This is a genomic window from Coriobacteriia bacterium, assembly GCA_016649875.1.
Classification (GTDB): domain Bacteria; phylum Actinomycetota; class Coriobacteriia; order WRKU01; family JAENWW01; genus JAENWW01.
Genome location: JAENWW010000010.1, coordinates 31,703 through 57,603, shown reverse-complemented (window position 1 = coordinate 57,603; position 25,901 = coordinate 31,703). Strand labels below are relative to the sequence as shown.

29 protein-coding genes and 1 tRNA gene are annotated in these 25,901 nt (G+C 53.3%); 4 read left to right on the top strand and 26 right to left on the bottom strand.

The genetic code is table 11. From position 1 onward, the window contains the following. The 23 genes from JJE36_05195 to JJE36_05085 all read right to left on the bottom strand — a co-directional run. Nucleotides 1-1,378 (bottom strand): SpoIID/LytB domain-containing protein (locus tag JJE36_05195; GenBank protein ID MBK5211692.1); only part of this gene is annotated, 1,378 nt, incomplete at its 3' end. Nucleotides 1,379-1,465: 87 nt separating this feature from the next. After that, on the bottom strand, nt 1,466-2,992 hold the full coding sequence (locus tag JJE36_05190) for an LCP family protein (protein MBK5211691.1): 1,527 nt from the start codon (nt 2,990-2,992) through the stop codon (nt 1,466-1,468). A 201-nt stretch (nt 2,993-3,193) separates the two neighbouring features. Then, a complete protein-coding gene (gene murA, locus JJE36_05185) occupies nt 3,194-4,456 on the bottom strand; it encodes a UDP-N-acetylglucosamine 1-carboxyvinyltransferase (GenBank protein ID MBK5211690.1) in 1,263 nt (420 codons plus the stop codon). A gap of 87 nt (nt 4,457-4,543) precedes the next feature. Further along, complete coding sequence (atpC, locus tag JJE36_05180; GenBank protein ID MBK5211689.1) at nt 4,544-4,966, bottom strand: ATP synthase F1 subunit epsilon; 423 nt, start codon at nt 4,964-4,966, stop codon at nt 4,544-4,546. Between the two features lie 14 nt (nt 4,967-4,980). Continuing rightward, nucleotides 4,981-6,420: a F0F1 ATP synthase subunit beta gene (gene atpD / locus JJE36_05175; GenBank protein ID MBK5211688.1), complete on the bottom strand. Its 1,440-nt coding sequence runs from the start codon at nt 6,418-6,420 to the stop codon at nt 4,981-4,983. Beyond that, nucleotides 6,421-7,305 carry an ATP synthase F1 subunit gamma gene (atpG, locus tag JJE36_05170; protein MBK5211687.1) on the bottom strand — a complete coding sequence of 295 codons (885 nt, stop codon included), beginning with the start codon at nt 7,303-7,305 and terminating at the stop codon, nt 6,421-6,423. 9 nt (nt 7,306-7,314) lie between these two features. Beyond that, nucleotides 7,315-8,880, bottom strand: a complete 1,566-nt coding sequence (locus JJE36_05165; protein MBK5211686.1) for a F0F1 ATP synthase subunit alpha — start codon at nt 8,878-8,880, stop codon at nt 7,315-7,317. Further along, nucleotides 8,881-9,438 carry an ATP synthase F1 subunit delta gene (atpH, locus tag JJE36_05160; protein ID MBK5211685.1) on the bottom strand — a complete coding sequence of 186 codons (558 nt, stop codon included), beginning with the start codon at nt 9,436-9,438 and terminating at the stop codon, nt 8,881-8,883. Further along, on the bottom strand, nt 9,428-10,030 hold the full coding sequence (gene atpF / locus JJE36_05155; protein MBK5211684.1) for a F0F1 ATP synthase subunit B: 603 nt from the start codon (nt 10,028-10,030) through the stop codon (nt 9,428-9,430). Before atpF ends, atpH begins: the two co-directional genes overlap by 11 nt. Before the next feature lie 40 nt (nt 10,031-10,070). Then, nucleotides 10,071-10,274: an ATP synthase F0 subunit C gene (atpE, locus tag JJE36_05150; GenBank protein MBK5211683.1), complete on the bottom strand. Its 204-nt coding sequence runs from the start codon at nt 10,272-10,274 to the stop codon at nt 10,071-10,073. An 81-nt stretch (nt 10,275-10,355) separates the two neighbouring features. After that, nucleotides 10,356-11,189, bottom strand: coding sequence for a F0F1 ATP synthase subunit A (gene atpB, locus JJE36_05145; protein MBK5211682.1), 834 nt, complete (start codon nt 11,187-11,189; stop codon nt 10,356-10,358). Between the two features lie 12 nt (nt 11,190-11,201). Further along, on the bottom strand, nt 11,202-11,543 hold the full coding sequence (locus JJE36_05140; GenBank protein ID MBK5211681.1) for a hypothetical protein: 342 nt from the start codon (nt 11,541-11,543) through the stop codon (nt 11,202-11,204). 103 nt (nt 11,544-11,646) lie between these two features. Then, nucleotides 11,647-12,756: an undecaprenyl/decaprenyl-phosphate alpha-N-acetylglucosaminyl 1-phosphate transferase gene (locus JJE36_05135; GenBank protein MBK5211680.1), complete on the bottom strand. Its 1,110-nt coding sequence runs from the start codon at nt 12,754-12,756 to the stop codon at nt 11,647-11,649. Nucleotides 12,757-12,768: 12 nt separating this feature from the next. After that, complete coding sequence (locus JJE36_05130; GenBank protein ID MBK5211679.1) at nt 12,769-13,251, bottom strand: dCMP deaminase family protein; 483 nt, start codon at nt 13,249-13,251, stop codon at nt 12,769-12,771. Nucleotides 13,252-13,287: 36 nt separating this feature from the next. Then, nucleotides 13,288-14,535: a serine hydroxymethyltransferase gene (locus JJE36_05125; protein ID MBK5211678.1), complete on the bottom strand. Its 1,248-nt coding sequence runs from the start codon at nt 14,533-14,535 to the stop codon at nt 13,288-13,290. Nucleotides 14,536-14,549: 14 nt separating this feature from the next. Further along, nucleotides 14,550-14,993: a ribose 5-phosphate isomerase B gene (gene rpiB, locus JJE36_05120; protein MBK5211677.1), complete on the bottom strand. Its 444-nt coding sequence runs from the start codon at nt 14,991-14,993 to the stop codon at nt 14,550-14,552. 142 nt (nt 14,994-15,135) lie between these two features. Continuing rightward, entirely contained in the window at nt 15,136-15,774 is a 639-nt protein-coding gene (locus JJE36_05115) for a threonylcarbamoyl-AMP synthase (GenBank protein ID MBK5211676.1), read from the bottom strand. Between the two features lie 30 nt (nt 15,775-15,804). Further along, nucleotides 15,805-16,677 (bottom strand): peptide chain release factor N(5)-glutamine methyltransferase, encoded by an 873-nt coding sequence (gene prmC / locus JJE36_05110; protein ID MBK5211675.1) that lies wholly within the window; start codon nt 16,675-16,677, stop codon nt 15,805-15,807. Between the two features lie 34 nt (nt 16,678-16,711). Next, nucleotides 16,712-17,782, bottom strand: coding sequence for a peptide chain release factor 1 (gene prfA / locus JJE36_05105; GenBank protein ID MBK5211674.1), 1,071 nt, complete (start codon nt 17,780-17,782; stop codon nt 16,712-16,714). A 101-nt stretch (nt 17,783-17,883) separates the two neighbouring features. Beyond that, a complete protein-coding gene (locus JJE36_05100) occupies nt 17,884-18,879 on the bottom strand; it encodes a DUF1385 domain-containing protein (GenBank protein MBK5211673.1) in 996 nt (331 codons plus the stop codon). 7 nt (nt 18,880-18,886) lie between these two features. Then, on the bottom strand, nt 18,887-19,567 hold the full coding sequence (locus JJE36_05095) for an FAD-dependent thymidylate synthase (GenBank protein MBK5211672.1): 681 nt from the start codon (nt 19,565-19,567) through the stop codon (nt 18,887-18,889). Nucleotides 19,568-19,624: 57 nt separating this feature from the next. Beyond that, nucleotides 19,625-20,194 (bottom strand): response regulator, encoded by a 570-nt coding sequence (locus JJE36_05090; GenBank protein ID MBK5211671.1) that lies wholly within the window; start codon nt 20,192-20,194, stop codon nt 19,625-19,627. Between the two features lies 1 nt (nt 20,195). Then, the gene (locus JJE36_05085) at nt 20,196-21,692 is read right to left on the bottom strand and encodes a sensor histidine kinase (protein MBK5211670.1); all 1,497 of its coding nucleotides are present in this window, start codon (nt 21,690-21,692) and stop codon (nt 20,196-20,198) included. A 74-nt stretch (nt 21,693-21,766) separates the two neighbouring features. Here JJE36_05085 and JJE36_05080 point away from each other — a divergent pair. Continuing rightward, nucleotides 21,767-21,852, top strand: a tRNA-Leu gene (locus JJE36_05080). A gap of 6 nt (nt 21,853-21,858) precedes the next feature. Here JJE36_05080 and crcB read toward each other — a convergent pair. After that, entirely contained in the window at nt 21,859-22,236 is a 378-nt protein-coding gene (gene crcB / locus JJE36_05075; GenBank protein MBK5211669.1) for a fluoride efflux transporter CrcB, read from the bottom strand. Between the two features lie 163 nt (nt 22,237-22,399). Here crcB and JJE36_05070 point away from each other — a divergent pair, with 163 nt between their 5' ends. From JJE36_05070 to JJE36_05060, 3 genes are all read left to right on the top strand, one after another. Beyond that, on the top strand, nt 22,400-22,873 hold the full coding sequence (locus JJE36_05070) for a winged helix DNA-binding protein (GenBank protein MBK5211668.1): 474 nt from the start codon (nt 22,400-22,402) through the stop codon (nt 22,871-22,873). Continuing rightward, nucleotides 22,870-23,685 (top strand): DegV family protein, encoded by an 816-nt coding sequence (locus tag JJE36_05065; GenBank protein ID MBK5211667.1) that lies wholly within the window; start codon nt 22,870-22,872, stop codon nt 23,683-23,685. Before JJE36_05070 ends, JJE36_05065 begins: the two co-directional genes overlap by 4 nt. A gap of 177 nt (nt 23,686-23,862) precedes the next feature. After that, on the top strand, nt 23,863-24,192 hold the full coding sequence (locus JJE36_05060; protein ID MBK5211666.1) for a helix-turn-helix transcriptional regulator: 330 nt from the start codon (nt 23,863-23,865) through the stop codon (nt 24,190-24,192). On the opposite strand, the gene JJE36_05055 is transcribed toward JJE36_05060, so the two are convergent. Next, nucleotides 24,177-24,773, bottom strand: a complete 597-nt coding sequence (locus tag JJE36_05055; GenBank protein MBK5211665.1) for a class II aldolase/adducin family protein — start codon at nt 24,771-24,773, stop codon at nt 24,177-24,179. The two genes, JJE36_05060 and JJE36_05055, sit on opposite strands and share 16 nt — an antisense overlap. Before the next feature lie 80 nt (nt 24,774-24,853). Further along, on the bottom strand, nt 24,854-25,792 hold the full coding sequence (locus tag JJE36_05050; GenBank protein MBK5211664.1) for an aldolase: 939 nt from the start codon (nt 25,790-25,792) through the stop codon (nt 24,854-24,856). Nucleotides 25,793-25,901: the final 109 nt, after the last annotated feature.

The following is a 25,901-nucleotide window of genomic DNA, read 5'->3' as shown; positions in this document are numbered from 1 at the left end:
TGAGCGTTCCGCCGGTGACGGATATGTTCTTTGCATAGCAGTCTGTTGATAAGGGTGTCGAACTCGTGACGGTGAATTGAGCCGAGCTGAAACCGAGCTTGATCCGGACGTTGTCCGCGCAGGTGGCAACGGTCGTCTTTTGCCCCGTCGACCAGGTGACGACGACTTTTTTGACCCATCCGTTCGTACCGTACGTAGGAGTGAACTTCGTCACATACACGGTCGTACCAGCGCCGCTCGGACAGCTTATGCCCTTCGCTTTCAACCGATTGGCGAGTGTATATCCCGTGTACGATTTCGTCCAATTATGATGCCCGCTGTTGGTGCCGGGATGCATATTTTCACAATAGTAGTCTCTTACGCTCGTTTTTGCCGTCGACCAATACGTAAGGGAATTGCTCCCCCACACATCGGTGATGTTAGCCGTGTAGTCCCCGTTACATGCGGCGAAATACGCACGGACCACACTGCCGTTGTACATCACGTATTTATCTTTGGTGGCATCGACAGCGGCGTTTGACCGCGAATCTTCGTAGTGGTAGTCATCCCCGTTTTGCCTTTGTGTCTCTCTTCTATCGTCTGTCGCTCCGTCATAGCGCGAATGACCGGCGTACATCTGACTGTACGTATTGCAATAGAGCGTCGTTCCGTTGGCCACACTTTGATAAGCATAGCTGCGTGCCGCTATGGCTTGAGCCTGGGACGATGCGGGATACCTACTATAGGGCATCTCGCGGGGAACCACTCCGTACAGATAGTCTTGCATATTGAGACTGTTGATCAGAAGTAATTTTGTTCCTGAAATTGTAAGAATGAGGTTTCCCCGATATCGCATATCAGGATGGTTGAATGGCCCCGACGCATCCGAAACCTGGTCGAGGTCGTCACCTGAAACCAGCGCCGGCACGATGGTGATCGATGAACCGCTGAACGTCGTTTTCGCGGTTTTGCCACTGGCGGATGTCATGATTATCTTTCCGCTTGAAACGCTGAATTTGTATTTGTCATCGGGAAATGCCGTCGGGAATCCACTGATGGTGAAATATGACCTATCATAACCGGGACGAATCGTCCAAGAACTGTGGGCGTTTTTGCTCGGATCTAGATTGACAAGCACGCTATTTGATGATAATGGCTTGGGCGTCGTCAAAGTCGTGCCGGCATAGTAGGTCGACATGATCGTCTCTACGCTTTTTCCCGCCTTCGCCATGCCCATCGCGCCTTCTTGTGACATACCGACTCCGTGGCCGAGACCGCTTCCGGAAAAGCTGAATGTCGGAACCGCAGCAGCGAAAGACGCACTTGAAAAAACAAGTGAGCCCACAAAAACTGCAACGCTGAGAAAAATCAGTCTTTTATGTACAAATAGCTCAAACACACTTTGCTCCCAATCATTTACCGAGCTCGATTAATCCGTGCCGAGACCCGCCCCTTCTCATTTGGGCTATCTTCTCACACTTTTCGGCTAATTGTTGTTAACGTTAGTCACCGGTAACTTATTGATATCCCAATCTTTTCCGATGATGACCATCGTCTCCGTTTTGAAGGTGTACATACCACGGCTCTGCACGATCTGCACGTCGGGCTGCAAATATTTCGCGACTAATTGAGCGGAAGCCTTCGAAGTCTTGTAGATGACCATCGTTTTGTTGTAGACATTTTGCTGATCGGTATTGCCGACCTCGCCCACACCGAATCCGCGAGTCTCAAGAACGGAGGCCGCCTGCTTGGCGGCTCCGACTTTCGTGGTTCCGTTACGAACCGTCACTTTCACTTCGGCGGGTTTAAGCGAAGCGACTTTCTTCGCCTCCGCTTCAGCGGCAGTTTCATCAAAAGGCACTCCCTCTTCGAACTTCTTGAGGATAGCGGCTTTTTCCGTTTCATCGGGGACGAGGAACGGAGATATCCATGTGCCGGGTAGCGAGGTCGTATACATGTTGCCGCTTCCCGCGCTTCTAAGATCGCGCGCCGTGCGAATCAAATCCATCAAGGACATGTCGGTCGACATGTAAGGAACCGCAGCGGTCACAAGTCCAGGTATTTGTGCAACGTTAAGTTTATGCGCCGCCGTATCCGCAACTGCCTTGAAAAAGATTTGCTGATTTTTCATACGCGTTATATCCGCATCGGGAAATGCACGCGTACGCACGAACGTCAGTGCATGCGAACCATCGAGAATCTGTACACCTTTGTCGATAACCGATGCCGTGTGACCGGCGGTGTAGTCGGCCTTCGGATCATCAATCTTGTAAGGAACGTTTACTTCAATGCCGCCCATCGCATCCACGATTTTCTTGAAGCCGGTGAAGTCGACTCCCATGTAATGGTTGATTTTTTGCCCGGTCAGCGCTTCGACCGTACTGATTACAAGTTTTTCTTGTCCGAATACATAAGCGGCGTTGAGCTTCCTCGTGCCGTAGCCGGGTATTTGGACTCGATAATCTCGAGGAAGCGAAATCATCCATATTTTCTTTTTCTTAGGGTCGATACGTGCAAGCAACATCGTATCTGAACGATATTGCTTATCCGCTTTTCGCTTGTCGTAACCCATGATGAGCAAATTGTAAGGCGCTTGCGAACCGGTTTTCGTCAAGTTAAGATTGCCGAGCTTTTTCGTACCGGTGATATTTGTATTCAGTTTGCCTTCGATGTACTTCCAGTAAGCGAATCCACCGGCAGCCGCAAGCGCCACGAACACAAGTAGACCGATGCCGACTCCCGCCATGATTTTTTTAGTGCGATGGCGGCGTCGTTGGAGTTCGTTTCGGAGTCGTTTCGGCGCACGTTCGAGCGTACCGGATTTCCTGCTGGCAGCGGAGTCGAAGTTCAAGTCGGCGATTGGTCCCTCCGCGAAACGCGAGGGATTGTTCGTTCTTCCCGTGTTCCCGCGACCGACGATTCCGTGGCGCTCTTTTCGTCTCGTCGGTGTATTGATGCCGCGACGTGCGTCGCGGTCACTCTTATTGTTCGAACGAGCAGAATGACGACCCATAATTCTCCTAAATCATTTTCTTATATATTTTAGCGACGCTTGTCGACACGCACAGAGCATGTGCAGATATTTTAAAAGTCATGTCCCATGTTGCAGACATACTACAGTATTGCAAAAATTCTGAAAACGAAACCGATATGTCGGCAAGTCGTCAAAAACCCACAATACAGAGCACAAACCGCACAGCTTCGATGAGAATACCTATTCCTTGCTTCGAACAACTCGCGCGCCGAGAATCTGTAACTTACCGCAAAAGTCTTCATAGCCTCGATCGATGTGATAGATATTCGAAACGACCGTCTCACCGTCGGCGACGAGACCCGCGAGTACAAGCGCAGCTCCTCCACGAAGATCGGTCGACTTCACCGGTGCACCGGACAAATGAGCGGAACCTTTGACGAAAGCGTGGTGTCCCTCGATACGGATGTCGGCACCCATTCGTCCGATTTCATCGGCGAACATGAAGCGATTCTCGAACACGTTCTCGCTTATCATCGACGCACCCGTGGCGACCGACATCAACGCCATGAACTGCGCCTGCATATCGGTTGGAAAACCGGGATAGGGCAGCGTCTGAATATCAACCGGTTTGATTTCACCGAGGCGATCGATGACGACGCCGTCTTCAAGACGTTCGACGGATGCACCGGCGCTAACCAGTTTTTGCAAAACGATGTCGAGATGCTCCGGCTTAAAGCCACGGACCGTGACCGGCCCGCCGGCGATAAACGCCGCAGCGATAAACGTACCCGCCTCGATTCGATCTCCGACGACGGAGTGTATGACGGGGTGCAACTTATCGCAACCGATGATTTCAAGATGAGAGTGCCCTCTCCCTTTGATATCTGCACCGCACTCGCATAAGAAATCTATGAGGTCTGAAATTTCAGGCTCGCGGGCAGCGTTGTCGATAACGGTCACGCCCTGTGCGAGAACGGCGGCCATGATGAGGTTCTCCGTGGCACCGACACTGGGTATGTCGAGAGTCACCTCCGTACCGCTCAAGGGGCCGTGCGGAGTCGTGACTTCGATATAGCCGTGCTCGGTTTCGACGTCTGCGCCAAGAGCTCGCAGTCCGTCTATATGCATATCTATTTTTCGCGATCCGATGTTGCATCCTCCGGGAAGCGCCACACTCGCCTTCCCGAGGCGTGCGGTAAGCGGTCCGAGCACCGCAGTGGAGGCGCGCATTTTCGCAACGACCTCATACGGCGCTCGATGAGAAGTGAGATTGGTCGCATCAAGCGTCATCTCATGGGGTCCGAGATGAGTCACGACGACTCCCAAACCGCAGAGGAGCTCTTCCATTGTTGCGACATCGGCGATTCGAGGGACGTTTTTGAGATGCGTCACCCCCTCTATCATCAGAGATGCCGCCATGAGTTTTAAAGCCGAATTCTTTGCGCCCTCGACGATTACCTCGCCATGTAGGCGTCCGTTTCCTTGTACTTTTATTGTTTCCATACAGACAAGAATACCTTACACACCGACAAATAAAAAGTCGGGCCTCCTTCGATACGGAGACCCGACTTCATTCCACCTTCACACGAACTATTTCTTATGACGTTTTGCAATCATGCACATGTTCGTGGTCCATTCGAATTCACGAGTGAGTCCACCGCGCTCATCGACCGCACTTTCGGGTAACGACTTGATGCGATCCTCGAGTGACTTGAGCAATCCCTCAAGCTCATTGATATCGACATCTTTGACATTTACCGCATTGTCCGTGAGGACAATCATTCGGTCGTCGGCACACTGGATATATCCGCCGTAAGTCGCGAAAACTTCCGTTTCCTCGGCGGTACCTTTTTTGAGTCGAAGTTCGCCGGTCGCAAGTTCGGCGACGATGGGCGCGTGAAGCGGCAAAATGCCCACTTCGCCACCGGTCGTCGTAGCTACGACCATTTCGACTTCACCCTTATAGACGGTAGCCGATGGAGTAACGACTTCAACAGTCAGGGAACGTGCCATGCTCGGTTACCCCCTTATTCGCTTTCCTTCATCTTCGCGGCATGTTCGAGAGCTTCCTCGATGGTGCCGACATAGCGGAATGCCTGCTCGGGGATATCGTCGTGCTTACCTTGACAAATCTCATCAAAACCACGGATGGTATCTTCAAGCTTCACATAACGACCGGCCATACCGGTGAACTGCTCTGCAACGTGGAACGGCTGAGAGAGGAACTGCTCGATCTTACGAGCGCGAGAAACGGTGAGTTTATCTTCCTCTGAAAGCTCATCCATACCAAGAATCGCGATGATATCTTGGAGGTCTTTATACTGTTGCAAGATCTCTTGCACCTGGCGGGCGACTGCATAGTGCTTATCTCCTACGACCGACGGATCAAGTGCGCGCGACGAAGAGTCGAGCGGATCGACTGCCGGATAAATACCCTTTTCAGAAATGGCACGAGACAACGTGGTCGTCGCATCAAGGTGGGTAAACGCCGTTGCGGGAGCCGGGTCGGTCAAGTCGTCGGCAGGGACGTAAATCGCCTGAATCGAAGTGACTGAGCCCGTCTTAGTCGAGGTGATACGCTCTTGGAGGTCTCCCATCTCGGTTGCCAAAGTCGGCTGATAACCGACGGCCGAAGGCATACGTCCGAGAAGTGCCGAAACCTCAGAACCGGCCTGGGTGAAGCGGAAAATATTATCCACAAAGAAGAGAACGTCTTGTCCCTGATCGCGGAAATACTCAGCCTCGGTCAATCCGGCGAGACCGACACGAAGACGCGCTCCGGGAGGCTCGTTCATCTGTCCGTACACGAGACACGTCTTATTGATGACACCCGTTTCACTCATTTCGAGGAAGAGGTCTGTTCCCTCACGGGTACGCTCACCTACACCGGTGAATACCGAAGTACCACCATGCTCTTGAGCGAGGTTATTGATGAGCTCCATGATGATAACCGTCTTGCCGACACCTGCACCGCCGAAAAGACCGGTCTTTCCACCCTTGATATAAGGCTCGAGAAGGTCGATGACTTTGATGCCCGTCTCGAAGATCTCGGTCTCAGACTCGAGGTCCTCGAACTTCGGTGCGGCACGGTGAATCGAACACCAATCCACGATTCCTTCGGTCGGCATAGGTTTCCCGTCAACGGGTTCTCCCATGACATTCCAAATACGACCGAGAGTTCCCGGCCCTACCGGCATCTTCATGGGTGCGCCCGTATCGATAACCTCTGTGCCACGCTGGAGGCCGTCAGTCGAGGACATCGCGACCGCACGCACAACATTTCCAGGTAGGTGCTGCTGCACCTCTGCAATTGTGCTGATGCGTCCGACAGGAGTCTCGACATCGACCTTGAGCGCATTATAAATCGCCGGCATAGCTTCTGCGGTAAACTCAACGTCTACGACAGGGCCAACACAACGAACGATACGTCCTACGTTCATAGGTGTGTCCTTTTCCAATCTGTCCATCTACCCTTCCAGCGCGGCCGCGCCGCCGATGATTTCAGAAATCTCGGTGGTGATAACCGCCTGACGTGCCCGGTTATATGACCGAGACAGGGTTTCAATCATTTCCGTAGCATTATCGGTTGCGGCTTTCATCGCTGTGCGACGAGCACCGTGCTCGGATGCTGCGGACTCCATAAGAGACCTGAAAATCAAAGCCTCCACATATGCCGGAAGAAGTGTTTGGAGCACACTTTCCGCCGATGGTTCGAAGATGTAGTCGGCACTGCGCTTTGAAGCCTCTTCCTCGGCTCCGCTGATTTCCTCATGGGAAATAGGGAGCAAGGTTGAAATTTCAGGATGCTGCACCGCTACATTGACAAACCGGTTATAGATGATCACGACCTCGTCGATTTCCTCATTCGCATACTCGCGGATGACGCGACCGGCGATTACTTTTGCATCGGCCAAAGTCGGCGCACCGCTGGTTCCCGTCACAGTCAGCGTGGGAACGATGTCACGATACGAAAGGTATCCGACGAGCTTTTTACCTACGGCAATCAGCTCGACTTCGATACCCGCCGCTTCTTGCGCATGCATATATTTCTCAGCCAAGTGAATGACGTTCGAGTTGAATCCGCCGGCTTGCCCACGATCGGAAGTGATTACCACGAGGGCAACTCGCTTCTTCTCTTTACGAACTGCAAGCAACGGATGCGGAATCGACTCGGTCGTTTTCGTCACATTACCCAAAATATTTGCAATAGCTAATGCATAAGGACGTGCATGCTCAATGTTCTCTTGAGCTTTGCGAATCTTAGCCGTCGAGACCATCTCCATGGTGCGCGTAACTTGACGTGTCGAATGGACACTGGTGATACGCTTTTTGATGTCTCTCAGGTTCGCCATCAGCTACCCCTACTCTGGTACTACAAAGGAAGCCCGAAAGGCCTCGATTGCCGCTGAGAGTTTACCCGATGTTTCATCCGAAAGTTTCTTTTCGGCACGAATCGCCTCGAGAATCTCGGGATGAGATGTCTTCACAAACTCAATGAGTCCATTTCTGAACGCTTGAATTTGCTCAGGCGCGACGCTGTCCGCAAAGCCTTTCGACACGGAAAATATCGCTACGACTTGGTCCTCGAAAGGCAGTGGCTCATAGCGGGGTTGCTTGAGGAGTTCGACTACTCGAACACCGCGAGCCAAGGTGTGCTGTGTCGCCTTGTCGAGATCGGAGCCGAACTGCGCGAAGGCAGCCATTTCACGATACTGTGCCAGGTCGAGACGAAGCGAACCCGCGACTTGCTTCATGGCTTTGGTTTGTGCCGAACCACCGACACGAGATACCGAGATACCCGGGTTGATAGCAGGACGCACGCCCTGGAAGAAGAGCTCCGTCTGCAGGAATATCTGACCGTCGGTGATGGAAATCACGTTGGTCGGAATGTAGGCGGAAACGTCGCCGGCTTGCGTCTCGATGATGGGGAGCGCGGTCAATGAACCGGCACCGTTTTCATCGTTGAGCTTGACGGCGCGCTCGAGAAGGCGTGAGTGCAAATAGAATACGTCACCGGGATATGCTTCGCGTCCGGGAGGACGACGAAGTGTCAACGACATCTGCCTGTAGGCGACTGCCTGCTTCGAGAGGTCGTCATAGACACAGAGGACATGTCCACCGGGATTGCTTGCGGAGGCAGGCTTCCCATCTGCACCGTTATACATGAAATACTCGCCCATTGCACAACCGGCCATAGGCGCGATGTACTGGAGCGGAGCCGACTCGGAAGCTGCAGCCGCCACGATGATGGTGTACTCGAGTGCTCCGTGCGCTTCGAGTGTTTCGGCAAGCGCGACGACCGTCGTGGCCTTTTGGCCGATGGCGACATACACGCATACTACGCCGTTACCCTTTTGATTGATGATGGTATCGACTGCAATTGCGGTTTTACCGATTTGACGGTCTCCGATGATAAGCTCTCGTTGACCGCGACCGACAGGAATCATCGAGTCGATAGCCATGATACCGGTCTGCATGGGTTCATGAACCGGCTGACGGGAAATGACGCCCGGCGCCTTGAACTCGACAGGACGATAACCCTCGGCTTTAATCGGTCCTTTGCCGTCGAGAGGCTCACCGAGCGGGTTGACGATACGGCCGAGAAGGCCTCTTCCGCAAGGAACCTCGACGATACGACCCGTGGTGCGTACGACATCGTTTTCACCGACGGCGTCGACGTCGCCCATCAAAACCGCACCGATTTCGCTCTCTTCGAGGTTGAGCGCCAAACCTGAAACGATACGACCGTCCTCGCATTCGAACTCGAGAAGCTCACCTTGCATCGCCTCGTTGAGACCCGACACATGTGCGATTCCATCGCCCACTTGAATTACTTTGCCGACTTCACGGATATCGAGGTCTGGCTTAAAGTCGTCAAGTTGCTTATGCAATACTTCGCTAATTTTTGCTGCATCAATCTGAACCATTTACGCCTCACCTCCTACTGATGAATTCGTAAGAACCGAACGAATGGAGGTCAACTGTTTCGAAATCGAACCATCCAAAACGCGTCCGGCAATGTTGATACGGACCCCGCCGATCAATTTGTCGTCGGTGCGCTCACGAAGCGACACCGGCTTACCGATGTTGGCGGAGAGTTTCTCTTGGAGTGATGCACGCAACGCATCCGTCAACGGATGCGCAGTCGTGACCTCAGCAACAACAATGTTTCGCTCGGTTGCAGCAATCTTATCGAATGCCACAACGAGTAAACCGAGACTTTGTGCACCAATGCGCTCTATGGAAATGAGCGCGATGCCCAATGCTTCGGGCGCGACACCGACAAAAAGCTCTTGCAGTATCGCTGCCTTTTTCGCTGCCGGCAGCGAAACATCTGCGAGGGCGTCAGAGAGCGTCGGATTAGCAGCAACCGCATCTTGCATACTCGCAAGACCGGTGCCCGTCGCATCTACTGAATCGCTCGCAAGAGCGAGGTCGAAGAGGGCGCGTGCATATACCCTTATTGACTCGCTCTTAGTTGTCATTGAAGCTACCCATCTCTGAGAGATATCGGTCGATGAGCTTGGCATCTTGATGTGCCGAAAGCTTCTCACCAATAAGTTTCCCTGCAATCGCTACCGAGAATTCCGCTATCTGCGCCTCGAGCTCTGCACCTGCAGAACGCCTCTCAGCCTCAATGGCGGCCTGGGCACGCGCGGTGATGGCCGCCGCATCCTCGTTGGCTTTTGCGATGACTCCCTCACGAGCAGCCTCGCCGGCTTTGCGACCGGCTTCGACGATTGAAGCAGCCTCTTTGTGAGCATCGGTGAGTTTCGCCTTATACTCGACCAAGATATTCTCAGCTTCAAACTTTACCTCTTCGGCCTTTCTGAGTGAACCTTCGATGTTCTCGGCACGATCATCGAGCGCCTTGAGAATCATCGGCCATGCAAACTTGTTGAGAACAAACATCAAAACCAGGAACGCGACGAGCATGACGATGAACTCACCCAAGTTAGGAATAATCGGGCTATCCATAATGCCACCGCTCGCTTTTCCGCTACCGCTTTCAGCGGCCATGGCAACAGCCGGCGTCGCAAATGCAACGAGTGTTGCTAGTGCGAATCGAGTCTTCATTGATACCATACCTCCTAGGGTTGGTCGAATTACCGTAACCCTACTTGATGAGGGAGAGAACGAAGCCGAGAAGTGCGAGCGCCTCGATGAATGCAGCGGACAAAATGAAGATCGTCTGTAGGGTGCTTGAAATTTCCGGCTGGCGGGCCATTGCGCCGGTAGTCATACCGCCGGCAATACCAATACCGATACCTGCGCCGAGAACGGCGAGGCCGTAACCGATAATGCTAACTGAACCTGTCATTGTATAGATCCTCCTTGAAATCACTCACTGGTTAACTAAACGGACACGAAGACATTCGCCTCGTGCATAGAGCAAACATCTCTAGTGCTCGCCGATCGCGCCATCGATATAGACGGCGGTGAGAAGCGTAAAGACGTACGCCTGGATACCTGCGATGGCAACCTCGAGCGTGTACATTAAGACGAGAAGCAAGAACCACACCGGCGAAACCAACGCGTTTAAAACGCCCTGATGTTGAAATGGGGCCAAGATAAACAATTTCGTCAGAATAGCAAAGATTCCCAAAATAATGTGTCCCGCGTACATGTTGGCAAACAAACGCAAGCCCAACGTAATCGGTCGCAACAACATCGAGGCCAACTCGATTACGAAGATGAGCGGTACAATTGCTTTCGGAAGACCATGGGGAACAATAGCTTTTATGTATCCGAAACCGCCTTTTTTGACAACACCGGTAACGGTAAAGTACGCGAACACGATTATTGCCAATGAGAAAGTTGCTCCTACAGTACCCGTACTCGGCTTGCAACCGGGGATAAGACCGATCAAGTTGCTGACGAGAATAAAAAAGAACACCGTCAAAATAAATGGGGTGTACTTTTCTCCGTCGTGCTTGATGCATCCGCCGACGATATTGTTACGCACGAAATCGACGACCGCCTCGAAAGCGTTAATCGCGCGACCTTTCGGAACGGGCGCCATACGTTTTTTCGCCCAAAACACTACGGCTACAACCAAAATGAGCGCAATGATAAAGAAAATCATATACGTACTCAGTGCAAACTCATTCCAACCGAGCTTGACCGGATTTGCTCTACTACCGGAAACTGATAGTGGATCAAGCATTTTAATATAATGACTGACTTCCGGTACCAGTTTTTCCATAGGAGACAAACCTGCTGCTTCTGCTGACATTCAACCCTCCTTTTATTGATTCGAATCCGACATCTTGCGAATATTCTGAACGGTATAAACACCGAGACCGACAAAGTAACCGACTATGGTGGCTATACCAAACCAGACAAATCCTTGACTAGCGAGCCATTTATAGACGAACAATATTCCGATGCCGAATGCGGTGCTCAGAATAACGCCCATCATACTTAAGGCCATGCTAGCGGTAGGGTTCTTTTCAGAAGCGATGTTTGCAAAAACGGCGAGAATGAGAATCATAAGCGCGCCCGTAAAAAGCCCAAAAAAACAGGCTATAGCCGGCTGTTCGAGAATGATGTTCGCCCTTTCCAAAATCGCTGCTAAACGCTCCCTCATAAAAAATGCGTAAAAGTAACAAGACTATTACACAACATTTAAATAGTACCGTTGACAGCTTCTTATCGCAAGCCTAAACGTCAATTAATATTCAGAAGGAAAATCATCGATTTCGGGGCTCTTTCGTCTGCTTTTCCCCGTCGGGATACACCGATTCGAACAGACCGAGCCAGTAAGTCAGAACGCCTGTGACCACGAAGAGCACGACTAAGGTTACGGTGCGAACCCAAAACGGCGCATATCGAATGGCATAGCCCCCGACGGCAAGCGCGAAAGACCACGTATAAAGAATCAAAACCGTCTGCCGCTGATTGAAACCGCGGCCGAGAAGCCGATGATGGATATGGCCTTTGTCGGCCACTTTGAACGATGTGTGATGACGCATTCGGCGAACGATTGCAGAAAAGGTATCGAAGATTGGGATCGCGACGATGAGCAGAGGAACGGCCAAGGCAATAGCCGCGGTTGTCTTCATCACGCCCATCATCGAAATAATGCCCAAAAGAAAGCCCAGCGTGAGTGCGCCTTCATCCCCCATGAAGATGGAGGCCGGATTGAAATTGAAGAACAAAAACCCGATGCAACTGCCGATGAGCGCGGCGGCGATTATGGCGGCGGTCAATTGATTGGCGCCTGCGGCCAGCACGAGCAAACTGCTCGCGGCGATTGCGGAAAGGCCTGCGGCAAGACCGTCGAGGCCGTCGATGAGATTGATGATGTTTGCAAAAGCTACGAGGTACACCACCGTCACCGGTACGGAAAGGAGGCCGAGATTGACTATCGAATCTTGGAACGGATTGGATATGAAATTGATGCGCAAGCCACACAACGAAACGATGAGCGCGGCAAGGATTTGACCTGTTAATTTCAGACCCGGAGATATGTCTTTGAGATCATCTATGAGACCGACGGCATATATCACCAAAACGCCGGCACCGATGCCGATGAGCACGAGCGTATCGCTCGTCAAGTCCGAGGAAAAGCCCTTCCACGAAAAAAAACTCTCACCGATTATCTGAAGCACAATCACCGCAATCATCCCGATGATGATGGCGGTTCCGCCCATTTCGGGAACCGGGCGCTTATGAATCTTTCTACCGCCGGGCATCGACAGGATGTGTCTCTTTATCGCGTGGTCTCGGACCAACGGTGTGACGAGCGCGGTAACGAGCACACCGCACACGAGAAGAGCTATGTAATGAAGATAACTCACGAAAAATACGACCTACTTTTCTTCTGAGAAGACTCTGACGCGCATGCCCGCTTCAGCGAGAAGCTCGCGAGCGAGTGCATCGGGATATTCCCCTTCGAAGACGATTTCGCAGATGCCGGCATTTATGAGCATCTTGGCGCACTGTATGCAGGGCTGGGTGGTGCAATACACCATCGCCCCATCGATGGGAATGCCGTATCGTGCAGCCTGCATGAGTGCATTTTGTTCGGCGTGCGTTCCGCGGCAGAGCTCGTGGCGCTCACCGCTCGGAATTCCCAATTGATCGCGCAAACAGCCACGTGTGGTGCAATGCTCGACACCGACCGGGGCACCGTTGTACCCCGTCGCCAATATTCGTTTGTCTTTTACAACGACGGCTCCCACATGACGACGAATGCAGGTCGACCGCTCCGACACTTTGTCGGCGATCGACATGAAATACTCATCCCAGGAGGGGCGGTCTTCGTCAGTTTGCGTGCCGATTTGCTCAGACATCACGTCTCCTCGATACTTCTGATGATACTTTCGGGTCTAGAGACCGGGATAGAGAGGATAGCGACCCAGCAACTCTGCGACTTGCGCACGCACTTCGCCGAGCGCCATCGGGTTTCCGCGCTCGAACAAGGCGCGAGCGATTAAAGCGCCGACGAGGCGGGCATCATCGGTCATGAACCCTCTCGTCGTCATCGCGGGAGATCCGACGCGTATGCCCGATGTGACGAAAGGACTTTCGGGGTCGTTTGGAATAGCATTCTTGTTGCACGTGATACCGATTGACTCGAGGAGTTTTTCAGCATCCTTGCCGGTGATGCCGGCCGGACGAAGATCGACAAGTAGAAGATGGTTATCGGTGCCCCCGCTGATGAGCCGAAGACCGGCCTCGGCCATAGCCTCACCCATTACGCGGGCATTGATCACCACTTGATTTATATAGGTTTTGAATTCAGGCTGCATGGCTTCTTTGAAAGCGACCGCTTTGGCGGCGATGACATGCTCGAGCGGTCCGCCCTGAAGACCGGGAAACACCGCACTGTCGATTTTCTTCGCATACTCTTCCTTACAAAGGATGAAGCCCGAACGAGGGCCGCGCAACGTTTTATGCGAGGTCGAAGTCACAAAATCGGCATACGGGATGGGAGACTGATGTGCTCCCGTGGCGACCAGGCCTGCGATGTGCGCCATATCGACCATTAAAACCGCACTCACTTTTTTCGCGATGTCTGCAAAGCGCTCGAAGTCGATGGCCCGCGGATATGCGCTGGCGCCGGCAATGATCATTTTCGGCTTTTCTGCGAGCGCGATTCGTTCGACCTCGTCGTAGTCGATGGTTTCCGACTCGGGATCGAGCCCATAAGAAGCTATGTCGAACCACTTTCCCGAAAAGTTGACCGGCGAGCCGTGCGTGAGGTGGCCTCCGTGTGCGAGACTCATACCGAGCACTTTGTCGCCGGGGTTGAGGTTGGCGAAGTAAACGGCCATGTTCGCTTGGGAACCGGAATGCGGTTGCACATTGGCATGATCAGCACCGAAAAGTTCGCACGCGCGGTCGCGAGCGAGATTCTCGACGACGTCGACGCATCCGCAGCCGCCATAGTAACGTTTACCGGGAAGACCTTCGGCATACTTATTGGTGAGAACGGTGCCTTGTGCCTCCATGACCGCGCGCGAAGTGAAGTTTTCAGAAGCAATCAATTCGATGGTGTCGCGTTCGCGAACAAGTTCACAATCGATTGCATCTGCCAACTGGGCATCTTGGGCGCGGAGATTCTCAAGTGACATGGTGGTTCTTCCTCTCAGTCGTTTTCGATTTCGGTAACTTTATCAAGACGGTTTTGATGACGTCCTTTTTCATAATCCGTTGTGAGAAAAACGTCGACGATGCGCTTGTTCATGTCGATATCGACGAAGCGCCCGGAAAGCGCGAGGATATTCGCGTCGTTGTGCCGTCGTGCAAGCTGAGCGAACTCGGGAGATACGATGTTTGCCGCCCTGATACCCTTGGTCTTATTGGCGGCGATTGCCATTCCGATACCGGTACCGCACACAAGAATCCCTCTGTCGGCGTCGCCTTTCGCAACCGCATCCGTCACCTTGCGGGCATAGTCGGGGTAGTCGACCGATTCAGTCGCGCTCCGTGTCCCGAAGTCGATGACCTCATGACCCTCATCTTTCAAATACTGTACGAGAATGTCTTTATGGACGAAACCGCCGTGATCGGACGCGAGTGCAATGCGCACGTGTGAATCACTCCTTGTGAAAAGTCGAATACGAGAAGTCCGCAAACGCGAGGACTTTTCCAGTATAAATCAATAGTCGACGAACTGCGAAAACTATCCCCCATAAACACATGAGGGATGCTCCGATTGGCCTCGAATGGCTCTACGCAAGTGCCTCCGCGATTTCAAATGCGGAGATTGCGCCTTCCCGAGCGATTCGATAGTCCTTTCCCGTACATACCACGACCGTCGAGGCGACACCGCGGTCGGTCGATCCGCCGTCTATGACCATGTCGGCCGCTTCGATGATACGCGGTTCAATCTGCTCGAATGAGGTCGGTGAAGGAAGTCCGTGTGTGTTTGCGCTCGTCGCGAAAAGGGGACCTCCCGCCGTATCGAGAAGCTCGCGCACGAGTTCGCTGTCGGGACAGCGAAGGCCGATTGAGCCGTCAGCGGCTCTGAACTCTTTCCTGATGCGATCGGAAGACTTCACCACGAGCGTGAGAGCACCCGGCCAAAACGTGCGTGCGAGCACGCGGGCATATTCGGGAATATCGACACCGTATACATCGATGTCTGCCGGGCTCCCGACCAAAAGTGGAATGGGGAGGTCAAGCGGGCGCTCCTTGATGTCGAACAACTCTTCTGCTCCGTAGCACACTCCCGCTTCGGCGAGAGCGCCGAGCCCATAGACCGTTTCAGTCGGAAATACTACAACGCCGCCATCGCGTAAACGCGTGGCGGCGAGATTCACGACCTCTGCAGATGGATGGTTTTGATCGACATGAAAGCTCTTATTCATTAGAACCGCCTCCGAAAATCGAACTATCCTCTAAGGAACACAAACCAAGAAACGATCACGCTTCGTGAGATCGGGGCGCACCGTAACCCGACTATATGCGCTTGACTTTAACGCAACATCACGTGCTTGTGCGACATTTCTCTCATCGAGCTCGAAAACGGCAGAAAACGGCACATGATTCCTCGAAAAATCTACAATCTGTTCCAAAAGTTCACGATATACATCGAGACCGTCTTCTCCGCCGTCGAGAGCGAGAACGGGCTCATGCGACACGACTTCCTTCTCGAGATCGGCTAGCGTGGCCGAAGGAATATAGGGCGGATTCGATACGAGAAGGTTAAACGATTCACCTTGGTCGAAGGCACTACTAGCGAGATTTCCCTCCAAAAAGGTAACTCGGTCCGACAGCCCGAGTGCGTCGGCATTCTTGCGGGCGACTTCGAGCGCTTCGGGAGAAATGTCGGTCGCCACGACAGTCGCCCGTGGATTCTCATGCGCGATGGAAAGCGCAATGCAGCCGCTCCCGGTTCCCACATCAAGCACTTTGGGCTCGGTGATGTCTTTTATCAAGTCGAGTGCAATGTCGACGAGCACCTCGGTTTCGGGACGGGGAATGAGCACGCCCGGTCCGACGCTGAGTATGATGTGGCGGAATGCGACCTCACCCGTCACATACTGCAACGGCGCGCCGAGCGCTCGTTTCGCGACCGCCTCGTGCAAAATATCTCTCTCGTCTTGTGTAAGCGGTCGATCGAAAAATGCATACACCCGTATCCGTGAAAGCCCGGTCGCATACGAAAGAAGATATTCCGAGCTCCTGCGGGGATGCTCGTCGCCTTTTTGCGCGAGAAACTCGGTGGTCCAATCAAGCGCATCTTTGATGGTCCAAACGCGGTCAGTCATAACATCATCCATCCGTATCGGCGCGAAAGTACGGTTATTCCGCAGCCGCAGAGAGACGCTCGGAACGATCGGCAGTATTGAGCGCCCGGGTCAGGTCGGTCAGGTCACCGTTGACGAGAATCGAGTTGTAAGAGCCGTTGAATCCGATGCGATGATCGGTCACGCGGTCTTGGGGACCATTATACGTACGGATTTTTTCAGAACGGTCACCCGAACCGATTTGACTGCGTCGCTGCGCCCCGAGCTCGCTTTGCTGCTTTTCTAGTTCGAAATCATAGAGGCGAGCACGCAAAACCTGCATCGCCGCTTCGCGGTTTTGGATTTGCGATTTTTGGTTCTGAGACTGTACGACGAGTCCGGAAGGCAGGTGTGTGATCCGTACCGCCGAGTCGGTCGTGTTGACGCACTGTCCACCGGGACCGCTTGAACGATACACGTCGATACGCAGGTCGTTTTGGCTGATCTCAATCTCGATGTCATCGACCTCGGGAAGTACGGCAACGGTAGCCGTAGAAGTGTGAATTCTTCCCTGAGATTCGGTTTTGGGAACACGCTGAACGCGATGGACTCCCGATTCGAACTTCATTACCGAATACACCCTTTTACCTTTGACGCGAAAAGAGATTTCCTTATAGCCGCCGGCCTCGGATCCGGAGGCGTCGATTTCCTCCACCTTCCAGCGATTGGTCTCGGCGAAGCGCAAATACATCCGATAGAGCTCGCCGGCAAACATAGCGGCTTCATCTCCGCCGGCACCTGCGCGGATCTCGACGATGATGTTCTTTTCATCGAGCGGATCGGTGGGAATGAGCAGCTCTTTGATTTCTTCTTCGAGCCGAGGAATGATAACTTGCTGCGCGCGCATATCTTCAAGCGCGAGTTCTTTCATATCCGAATCGCTCTCATTGTCGAGGAGTTCTTTTGCTTCATCGCGCGCGTCGAGCGCGACGATATACTCTTTTGCTTTCTCAACGACGGGAGTCTGATTCGAGTGCTCTCTCATCAAACGAATGTATTCTTTTTGATCCTTTATGATATCGGGATCTCCGATTTTTTCCGTCAGCACTTCAAACGATTTGATGAGTTTCTCTAATTTTTCACGCATTTCGATTCCTTTATTCATAAAAACCGCAATCGTGCGGTTTGCCATCGGTTGTCTTTTTATATCAATTATACGCTCGGTTCGGAAGCGCGCTTCACCGAACGCTACAGAAACTCTTCAGGATGCTCGGTACGCATCTGCGTCTCGAGCACCATCTTCGTCGAAGTGATGGCACATTCAAGCATGTCGTCGGTCGGAGGAGCGGTGGTGAACCGCTGCATCTGCAAACCGGGCCACAGCAAGAAGCGAACATAGGGCTTCTCCGCGCGCGGACCGGCCCATTTGACGGTTATCTCATAAGAGAGCCCCGCCACGAGCGGCATCAGTATGATTCTCGAAAGAATGACGATGCCCAAAACGGCATATTTGTCGGTCAAACCCATACCGGTGATTATCGCCTTGATGGGAATGAGCGAGAACACGAGGATGGAAACAACCATCACCATAAGCAAAAACGCCGTTCCGCATCGGACGTGGAGCGTCGGATACTTACGCGCGTTTTCCACGGTGAGTTCTTCACCGTGTTCGAGCATGTGAATCGTCTTATGCTCGGCACCGTGATACATGTACACCCGTTTGAGCTCGGGGAAAAATCCTATCAACCCTATGTACAGGAAGAATGCGGTAACGCGAAAAACTCCGTCGATGATGTTCCACCGCATTGGGTTCACCGTCGCAGAGCCCACGATGAGGTTGGTTAAAACTGCGGGCAAAACGATGAAAATACCCACCGCGAGCAGTGCACCGACACCGATGGCACCAGCCATCGCTCCCGCCGGTATCTCCTCACCGGACTCTTCGTCGACTCCGGCCAACTCTGCGGAAACCATCAAAGCCTTCGTGCCGAGCACGAGACTTTCGATGAGTGCGACCACCCCGCGAACAATCGGCCAACGCATCCACGCGTTCTTCGTCGTCGCGGAAGAAAGCTCGTGTTCTTCGGAATGAATCTTACCGGCGGCATCGCGTGCGGACACGGCCCAACTGTATTTTCCGCGCATCATGACGCCTTCGATGACAGCCTGTCCTCCGATGTTTGTCGGAGTCACCGCCGCATCATCGGATACACATCCGCCGTATGGTGAATTCTTCGTTTCCATGATTTCCTTAATCGCGCACGACGCGCGTATGCGGTTTTCCGCAGGTCATTTTGCCCTCGTTGCATTCACCGCGGCGACAAGACGGCCCGGCATCCATGAAAATATAGGGCGCGGTGGGCGCGGCGAGCTCGAGCATTTTTTCGGCGACCCCTCGAATCTCCCATTGTGCCCGATTGCAGCACCGCAACTCGAAAAAATGGAGAAGTTCGCGAATGTTCATCGTCACGACGATTTTGGTCTCCATGGCGTTGGGCAACAAGTAGCGCGCATCCTCGGGAGGGATTCCCGCATCGATCATCGCACGGTAGCTCAAAAATGATTCGGCGCATGCGGCCAAAAAACGCTCGCGCACCTCGGGGTTTTTGTCGACCTCGGGAGGAACGATGAACGTCGGGTCGCTGTCATAGCTGACGTAACGCTGCGATTGTTGATTGTAGCTGGCGAGGCGATGACGGACGAGTTGATGCGTCATCGCGCGGGACACTCCGTCGATGGCGAAGGTATAACTCGCATGCTCGAGTGTCGAGAGATGGCCACTGCTTATGATGGTGCGCAGCACGCTTCTTATCGATTTATCGCTCATGGTCTCCAAGAGTTCCGCAGCCCCTACCGGCGCATAACAGAGACGTGCGGCGGCGGCGACGGAACGTTGCGGGTCGGGCGTATGGTATAACAGGCGTACATCCATAAAGGGATTCTCCTTAAAGATAAGGCGTCGTAATCTTTACAATTCTATCACGCGTCTTTATATGAGTTCGTTGCTGAGAATTATCGCTTCGGCGACGGCTGCCAACGTGAGGCGCTTATCCATGGCAGTTCTTCTGATGCGCTCATAGGCTTGCGCTTCATCGTCTCCGTTTTTCATGAGGATACCCTTGGCGCGGTCGATTAATTTCCGAGCCGCAAGCTGTTCGGCGAGAGTATGGGTCTCACGTCTGAGCTCTTGCTCCGCATTGAATCGCTTGACGGCGATCTCGATGGCGGGAATTATATCGGTGTCGTTGAACGGCTTGACCACATAGCCGTACACTCCCGCCTCTGTGGCACGCGCGATGAAATCGGCGTCGGAAAACGCGGTGAGCATGATGAGGGGACAAATCGCATTTTCTTTCGCAAGTCTTTCGGCGACTTGCAGGCCATCGAGCCCCGGCATGGAAATGTCGAGAAAAGCCGCATCCGGCTTCAGCTCCACGATGAGTTCGAGTGCCTCTGTGCCCGTATGCGCTTCGCCGACCACTTCATATCCGCAATCAACAAGGATTTCGCGCAAATCCATCCGAATGGGACCTTCGTCCTCCGCAATTACAATGCGCATGCTAATCCTCCTTGTAAGGTATCTCCACTGAAAAATGAGCACCGTGATCCGAATACGCTTTAACCGTACCACCCAAATCTTGCGTTATCAAAGTCTCGACTATCGAAAGACCCAGGTTTACCGTTGTAGGGATGTCAAATCCATCCGGAAGTCCCGGACCGGAGTCGCTCACGGTGAAATGGACACCTTCGGAATCCCTTCCGAGCTCGACTCGGATTGTTCCCGTCGCCGTCGGATCTATCCCGACGCCGTGCTCGAATGCGTTGTGGATGAGCTCGGTAAGCACCATTGCAAGCGATGTCGTGACGGGTGCTGGCAATATGATGCCTTCATCGCCCACGACGGTGATTTTCACATCGCTTGCCGGTTCCATGATTCCCTTCGCGATGGAATCAATCACGGCCCGAGCGACTTTCGCAAAATCGAGCGACTCAAAATCACTTTGGCTGAGCAGGGCATGGACGACCGCCATGGAGTTGATGCGATCGGTCGCCTCGGTCAGGGCGTGTATCGTTTCTTGGCTGGTCGCCCTTCGGGCTTGCATGCGCAAGAGCGCCGCAACCGTCTGGAGATTGTTCTTCACCCGATGGTGCACTTCACGTATCGTCGCATCTTTGACTTTGACGGTCTGCTGTTCGCTCCGCAAATCAGTCACATCTTCGACGAAGACGATCGCACCGGTGTCGATGCCGATGGTGCGGTAGAGCAAGGTGCGCCCGGCGACGGTGACTTCCTTTTGGCTGGCCACGTGCCTGCCAACGACACCCATGATGGCGAATCCGCCGCCCGGAAGTTCAGAAGCATGACTGGTACGGACACGATTCTCAAAACCGGCCGCGCGCATGATGGCGACGGCGTTCGGACTCGGATATTCGATGATACCGTGCGCGTTCACCCGCATGACACCGTCGCCCGGACGACGCGCGGTCACGAACGGTCGCTGATCGGCATCGAGCAGGCTCGTCGTGCGCAAGCGTGCGACGAGTTCTGCGGCCATCTGCACGAACTCGGCTTCCATACGACCGGGTGCTTCGGCTTGCGCTTGCGCGATATCGCGAATAATGATACCGACCACCGACTGGCTCGCGTCGAAAACAGGCGAGGCGAGCGTCGTATAGATGATGGGGGCCTGGTCTTTCACACCGGTTTGCACGCGTTGACGCGATCCAACGATGCGCTTTTCCGAAACGAGCGCTTCATACGCCTCGACCTCGACCGAGTCGTCGTGCGTGCTTATTTCGCCTGCAACGACAGCGGGGCGCGGTAGAAGCTTTCCGATGCGCGCTTTCACCTCGGGGCCGACCGCCGTGGTCGTACGTCGTGCCGCAACGATACGCAGGCCCTCGTCTTCGAGGAGTGCAAGCGAGGTGGAACCGTAACCGAGATCGGCTATCAGCGCGAGATTGTCGATGACATTGCGCAGATGAACACCGACCGAAGGCAACTCACGCCATATGCCGACATCCAAAACATCGTGTATTCTTTCGGAATCATTCATAATGTACTCAGTATAACGCCTAAAGCTCTAGCAAGAACGACCACTAATGCGTTATACTTCTACAAGTGTTTTTAGCCGGAGTGGCGGAATGGCAGACGCGACGGATTCAAAATCCGTTGTCTTCACGGGCATGAGGGTTCAAATCCCTCCTCCGGCACCACATCTTTTACGCGGGCGCCACCACGCGTGCAATCATCTGACCCGCCAATACACCCAGCACACAGGCCACAACGCTTACAAGCGCATACGCCATCCCCATACCGTAATCGCCTTTTTCGAAGAGACCAAGCGTCTCGAGAGAAAACGTCGAAAATGTCGTGAATCCCCCGCAGAGACCGACTTTCAAAAAGAGCGTCACGCGTGGATTTTCGATGACATGCATCCCGGCGAATTCGGATACCAGCCCTATCACAAACGAACCGATGAAGTTGATCAGAAGCGTGACGAAGGGAAAACCCATGTCGGCCGTGTTGACGAGTTGCCCGGCGCCGTAACGTGCCATCGAGCCCAAACATCCACCGAGACCGACGACCAAGTATTCCATTCCCGCTCCTTTGACACATCGCAGACTTTCCATTATTCAGAAGTATGTAGAACAGCAGCAGACATCAGACTAAGACCTTTGCTCTACATCCCCGCCCTGAACGCCGGGGTTTTCCGCAAATTTACTGATAAAATTATTTTAAACTAAAAATATAGGAGGCACCATGGATTTGGAACAACGAGAGGAAATAAACACGTTCTTCGTGCAAACGTTCAACTACATCCTCTTATGTGAAGAGCGCGCCATCACCAACCGCGGTCTGTCCGACCTGTCGACGAAAGAGGCTCATGTGATTGCAGCTGCAATCAGTCTAGCCGAAGAAGACAGAAACATCATGTCCTTAATCGCCGACGAACTCAATATCTCTGCCGGAGCCCTTTCGACCGCCGTCAACACTTTGACACGAAAAGGCTATCTCGAACGTGTTCCGAGTGAGAAAGACCGTCGCATAATCTTTGTTCGCGCAACGGAAAAAGGACTGGATGCCAACCGAATCCATACCGAGTTTCATGAAGATATGCTCGAGCACATCGCAAAAGAGCTCGATACGGAAGATATCGATGTTCTCACTCGCTCACTCGAACGACTCTCTTCGCTTTTCGACACCCTCGCCCACCAAAAAAGGAGAACTGAATGACAGTCATTATGACGGACAGCACAAGTGACTTCACCCTCGATGAGGCAAAGGAACTCAATGTCGAGATGATTTCACTGAAAGTCAATTTTGGCAGTGAATACTTCGCCGATAAGACCGAGATCAGCGCCGAGGATTTTTACGAGAAGATGAAAAACACCGAACAGCTTCCCACAACCTGTTTGGTCAGCGTGGGAGAGTTCATCGATGTCTTCAACGCCCATCCGAACGAGGAGATCGTACTCATAACTCTTTCATCGGAACTCAGCGGCACGAATAACTCGGCGCATATGGCGAAAGACCAACTGAAGCGTGACGATATCCTTATCGTCGATTCCCGTACTGCGGCAATCGGACTCAATTTGCTCGTGCGCCTTGCGGTCGACATGCGAACGCAGGGAGTTCTTGCGCGAGATATCGCTTATCACATCGAACAGATCTGTCCGCGCGTAAGAGTTATCGTAGTCCTCGAGACGCTTGAAAACCTCATAAAAGGGGGCCGTCTTTCAAGCACCAAAGGGAGAGTCGCAACCATGCTCTCTCTCAAACTGATTATCGAAGTAGATAACGGAATCGTTCATGACATCGGAAAAGCCCGCGGATTTAAAACCGCGATGAGGAAGGCGGCTGATATCGTACATGCCGATGAGATGGACAAGTACTATCCCATCGCTTACGCCAGCGCCCTCAACGAGGAGGGACTTGCAGCATTCGTCGCCCTGATAGGCCGAGACGGTGTGCATATGTCGCTCGGTAGCGTGGTCGGCGTTCACACCGGCAGCGGTGCCGTAGCCGTCGCTTACTTCAGAAAATAACGCGCCTCTGCACACAAGAGCGCCTCCGCATAAAATACAGGCATCGAGATCACTCGGCGCCTGTATTTTTGTTTGTCATTTATAGGCAATTATCTATCCACATCGTTATGCATCATGTCATAACCGAGAAAGGATAATCGCCTAAAACAAACAATCCGAAACGGTGCGGGTACTGCAATGAAAAAATCTTTGATGCAAAATCAGCTTATCGACTGGAACATTTTCGGCAGACAAATCAAGAAAGCCCGCAAATCGGCGGGCTTTTCGAATGTGGCTTATTTCGCCGAGTACCTCAAAGATGAAACCGGTGTGGAGCTCTCCTCTCGCACTCTGTATAAAATCGAGTGCGGCAAAACCTGCCCGACATCCGAGGCGCTCATCGCACTTCTCATCGCACTGCCGCGCGAACGTCACGGGGACATCTTGGCGAATTCCTTCATCGGCGCGGCGAAAGATCAGGAGTTCGCAATCGTCTCCCTGCGTCCGAGAAATCAAGAATCCAAATAGTCTTTCAATCGACGGGGAGATTTATCCGCCATATCGAGCAATTGGCAGGAACCCTCCAAAACCGAAATCCACCGATACGCATCATCCAAGGATTGAGCGCACGCGAAAGGTCCGTGCCCGCGCAACACCGCAATCGAATTGGTGACGAGCGCTTTCGATATGAGACCGGCGGCTGTCTCCGAGCCGATGGTGGTCTTTGAGGTGAGAACGGGAACCTCGGGGATGAAAAGACGCGCCTCGGAGTCGAGGGGTCTGATGACATCGTCGATCATCGAACGAAATACCGTATGAAGAGAGTGGGCGTGCACGACGGCGCGCGCGTCGGTCGCATGATATATGGCGCGATGTACTACGAGCTCGCTCGATGCCCGGGTGTCGAGCGCCGAAGTTTTTGCATAAGACACCCGCACTATGTCGGTTTCCTTCAGACGGCCAAGCTGAGAGCCGGTGCGGGTAATGTAGATATCATCGCCTTCACGCACACTCATATTTCCGCCATGGCTCGAAATCATATGTGCGAGAAATATGTCCCGTCCGATAGCACGAAACATTTCATAGCGCACCGCATCCGTCTCATTCATTGACGATTCCTCTCAGACATTCACGACAGCGAGCCGCCGGAAATTCTTCCGACGGCTCTCCTGCTTGGTCCGATATGACATTAAAGAGTGAAGTCGGCCTCACCGTTAAAGACCGCAATGCCCTCTTCGGCACTGTGGTCGCCGAGGGTGATGGCGCTGATTGCCTTGGTCAGGCGAACGGCCTCCTCAAGAGAACGCTGGTGGATGTTGCGACCCGTCGCATTTCCACACGCACCGCCGATATGGATTTGTTCCCACAACTGGCGGAGGAACACGTCTGCTTCGACCGACGAGCCACCTGCACATACGAGGCCGCAGCGACCGGAAGCATTCGAAGCCTCGACGAGCTTTTCGGCAGATGACGCCTCGTCATCGCCTTTGGGAGGATTGACCTTGACGAAATCGGCGCCCAAGCAAAGCGCAGCACCACAGGCGCCGGCAATCAAGTGCGCATCTTTCTCGTTTTCCACGGCCTTACCGCGCGGGTAAATCCACAACACGACGATGAGACCGGCCGCGTGCGCTTGAGCGATGAGTTCGCCGGCTTCGGCGAGCATGGTCGACTCGAACTCCGAGCCCAGATAGAGGGTGTAACCGACGCCGACGACATTCACGCCGTTATTGACGAGCTCGAGCACTGCCTCGAAAGAAGTGAGCTGCGGAGAATAGGGGTCCTCTTGGCTCGTGGGAACGAGATTGGTCTTCGAGTTCATTTTCACCAAATAGTTGATGTCGGGATAGTCGGCGGCATACTGCGCAATCAAACCGCGCTGCCCGGCCAAAATGCCGATGGCGCCCTTCGAACCGATTTCAAAGAGATGGTCGGGCTTGCCGTCCGCCTCATCGATGCCTTTTCCGTAGAAGTCACCGTTGAGATGCTCGATTTTTTGGTCGCACGCAAAAAGCATCAGACGACCGGTGCCACGGGTTGCTTTCAGGTAGTTGGAAACGTATGCGGAACGAGCTTCCGCGGAAACATCTGCAGGAACACGAACCTGCGCTTCAGTAATCTTAGGCATATGCCCTCCTCGATTCATCGACGGGCCGCAAAACGGCCTTCTACTAAAAGTGATGCATGTGATTGCACCACCGTTACTGACGATATCAGATTACGCTATGGGCCTTGTT

Coding starts and splice junctions, on each gene's coding strand:
- prfA (MBK5211674.1), bottom strand. CDS start 17,782: ATGCGTGAAAAATTAGAGAAACTCATCAAATCGTTTGAAGTGCTGACG.
- JJE36_05100 (MBK5211673.1), bottom strand. CDS start 18,879: ATGGAAACGAAGAATTCACCATACGGCGGATGTGTATCCGATGATGCG.
- JJE36_05165 (MBK5211686.1), bottom strand. CDS start 8,880: ATGGTTCAGATTGATGCAGCAAAAATTAGCGAAGTATTGCATAAGCAA.
- JJE36_05115 (MBK5211676.1), bottom strand. CDS start 15,774: ATGAATAAGAGCTTTCATGTCGATCAAAACCATCCATCTGCAGAGGTC.
- atpE (MBK5211683.1), bottom strand. CDS start 10,274: ATGACAGGTTCAGTTAGCATTATCGGTTACGGCCTCGCCGTTCTCGGC.
- JJE36_05060 (MBK5211666.1), top strand. CDS start 23,863: ATGAAAAAATCTTTGATGCAAAATCAGCTTATCGACTGGAACATTTTC.
- crcB (MBK5211669.1), bottom strand. CDS start 22,236: ATGGAATACTTGGTCGTCGGTCTCGGTGGATGTTTGGGCTCGATGGCA.
- atpH (MBK5211685.1), bottom strand. CDS start 9,438: ATGACAACTAAGAGCGAGTCAATAAGGGTATATGCACGCGCCCTCTTC.
- JJE36_05095 (MBK5211672.1), bottom strand. CDS start 19,567: ATGGATGTACGCCTGTTATACCATACGCCCGACCCGCAACGTTCCGTC.
- JJE36_05130 (MBK5211679.1), bottom strand. CDS start 13,251: ATGTCTGAGCAAATCGGCACGCAAACTGACGAAGACCGCCCCTCCTGG.
- JJE36_05085 (MBK5211670.1), bottom strand. CDS start 21,692: ATGAATGATTCCGAAAGAATACACGATGTTTTGGATGTCGGCATATGG.
- murA (MBK5211690.1), bottom strand. CDS start 4,456: ATGGAAACAATAAAAGTACAAGGAAACGGACGCCTACATGGCGAGGTA.
- JJE36_05090 (MBK5211671.1), bottom strand. CDS start 20,194: ATGCGCATTGTAATTGCGGAGGACGAAGGTCCCATTCGGATGGATTTG.
- atpD (MBK5211688.1), bottom strand. CDS start 6,420: ATGGACAGATTGGAAAAGGACACACCTATGAACGTAGGACGTATCGTT.
- JJE36_05070 (MBK5211668.1), top strand. CDS start 22,400: ATGGATTTGGAACAACGAGAGGAAATAAACACGTTCTTCGTGCAAACG.
- atpG (MBK5211687.1), bottom strand. CDS start 7,305: ATGGCGAACCTGAGAGACATCAAAAAGCGTATCACCAGTGTCCATTCG.
- JJE36_05050 (MBK5211664.1), bottom strand. CDS start 25,792: ATGCCTAAGATTACTGAAGCGCAGGTTCGTGTTCCTGCAGATGTTTCC.
- JJE36_05190 (MBK5211691.1), bottom strand. CDS start 2,992: ATGGGTCGTCATTCTGCTCGTTCGAACAATAAGAGTGACCGCGACGCA.
- JJE36_05125 (MBK5211678.1), bottom strand. CDS start 14,535: ATGTCACTTGAGAATCTCCGCGCCCAAGATGCCCAGTTGGCAGATGCA.
- JJE36_05055 (MBK5211665.1), bottom strand. CDS start 24,773: ATGAATGAGACGGATGCGGTGCGCTATGAAATGTTTCGTGCTATCGGA.
- atpC (MBK5211689.1), bottom strand. CDS start 4,966: ATGGCACGTTCCCTGACTGTTGAAGTCGTTACTCCATCGGCTACCGTC.
- JJE36_05065 (MBK5211667.1), top strand. CDS start 22,870: ATGACAGTCATTATGACGGACAGCACAAGTGACTTCACCCTCGATGAG.
- atpB (MBK5211682.1), bottom strand. CDS start 11,189: ATGTCAGCAGAAGCAGCAGGTTTGTCTCCTATGGAAAAACTGGTACCG.
- JJE36_05140 (MBK5211681.1), bottom strand. CDS start 11,543: ATGAGGGAGCGTTTAGCAGCGATTTTGGAAAGGGCGAACATCATTCTC.
- prmC (MBK5211675.1), bottom strand. CDS start 16,677: ATGACTGACCGCGTTTGGACCATCAAAGATGCGCTTGATTGGACCACC.
- atpF (MBK5211684.1), bottom strand. CDS start 10,030: ATGAAGACTCGATTCGCACTAGCAACACTCGTTGCATTTGCGACGCCG.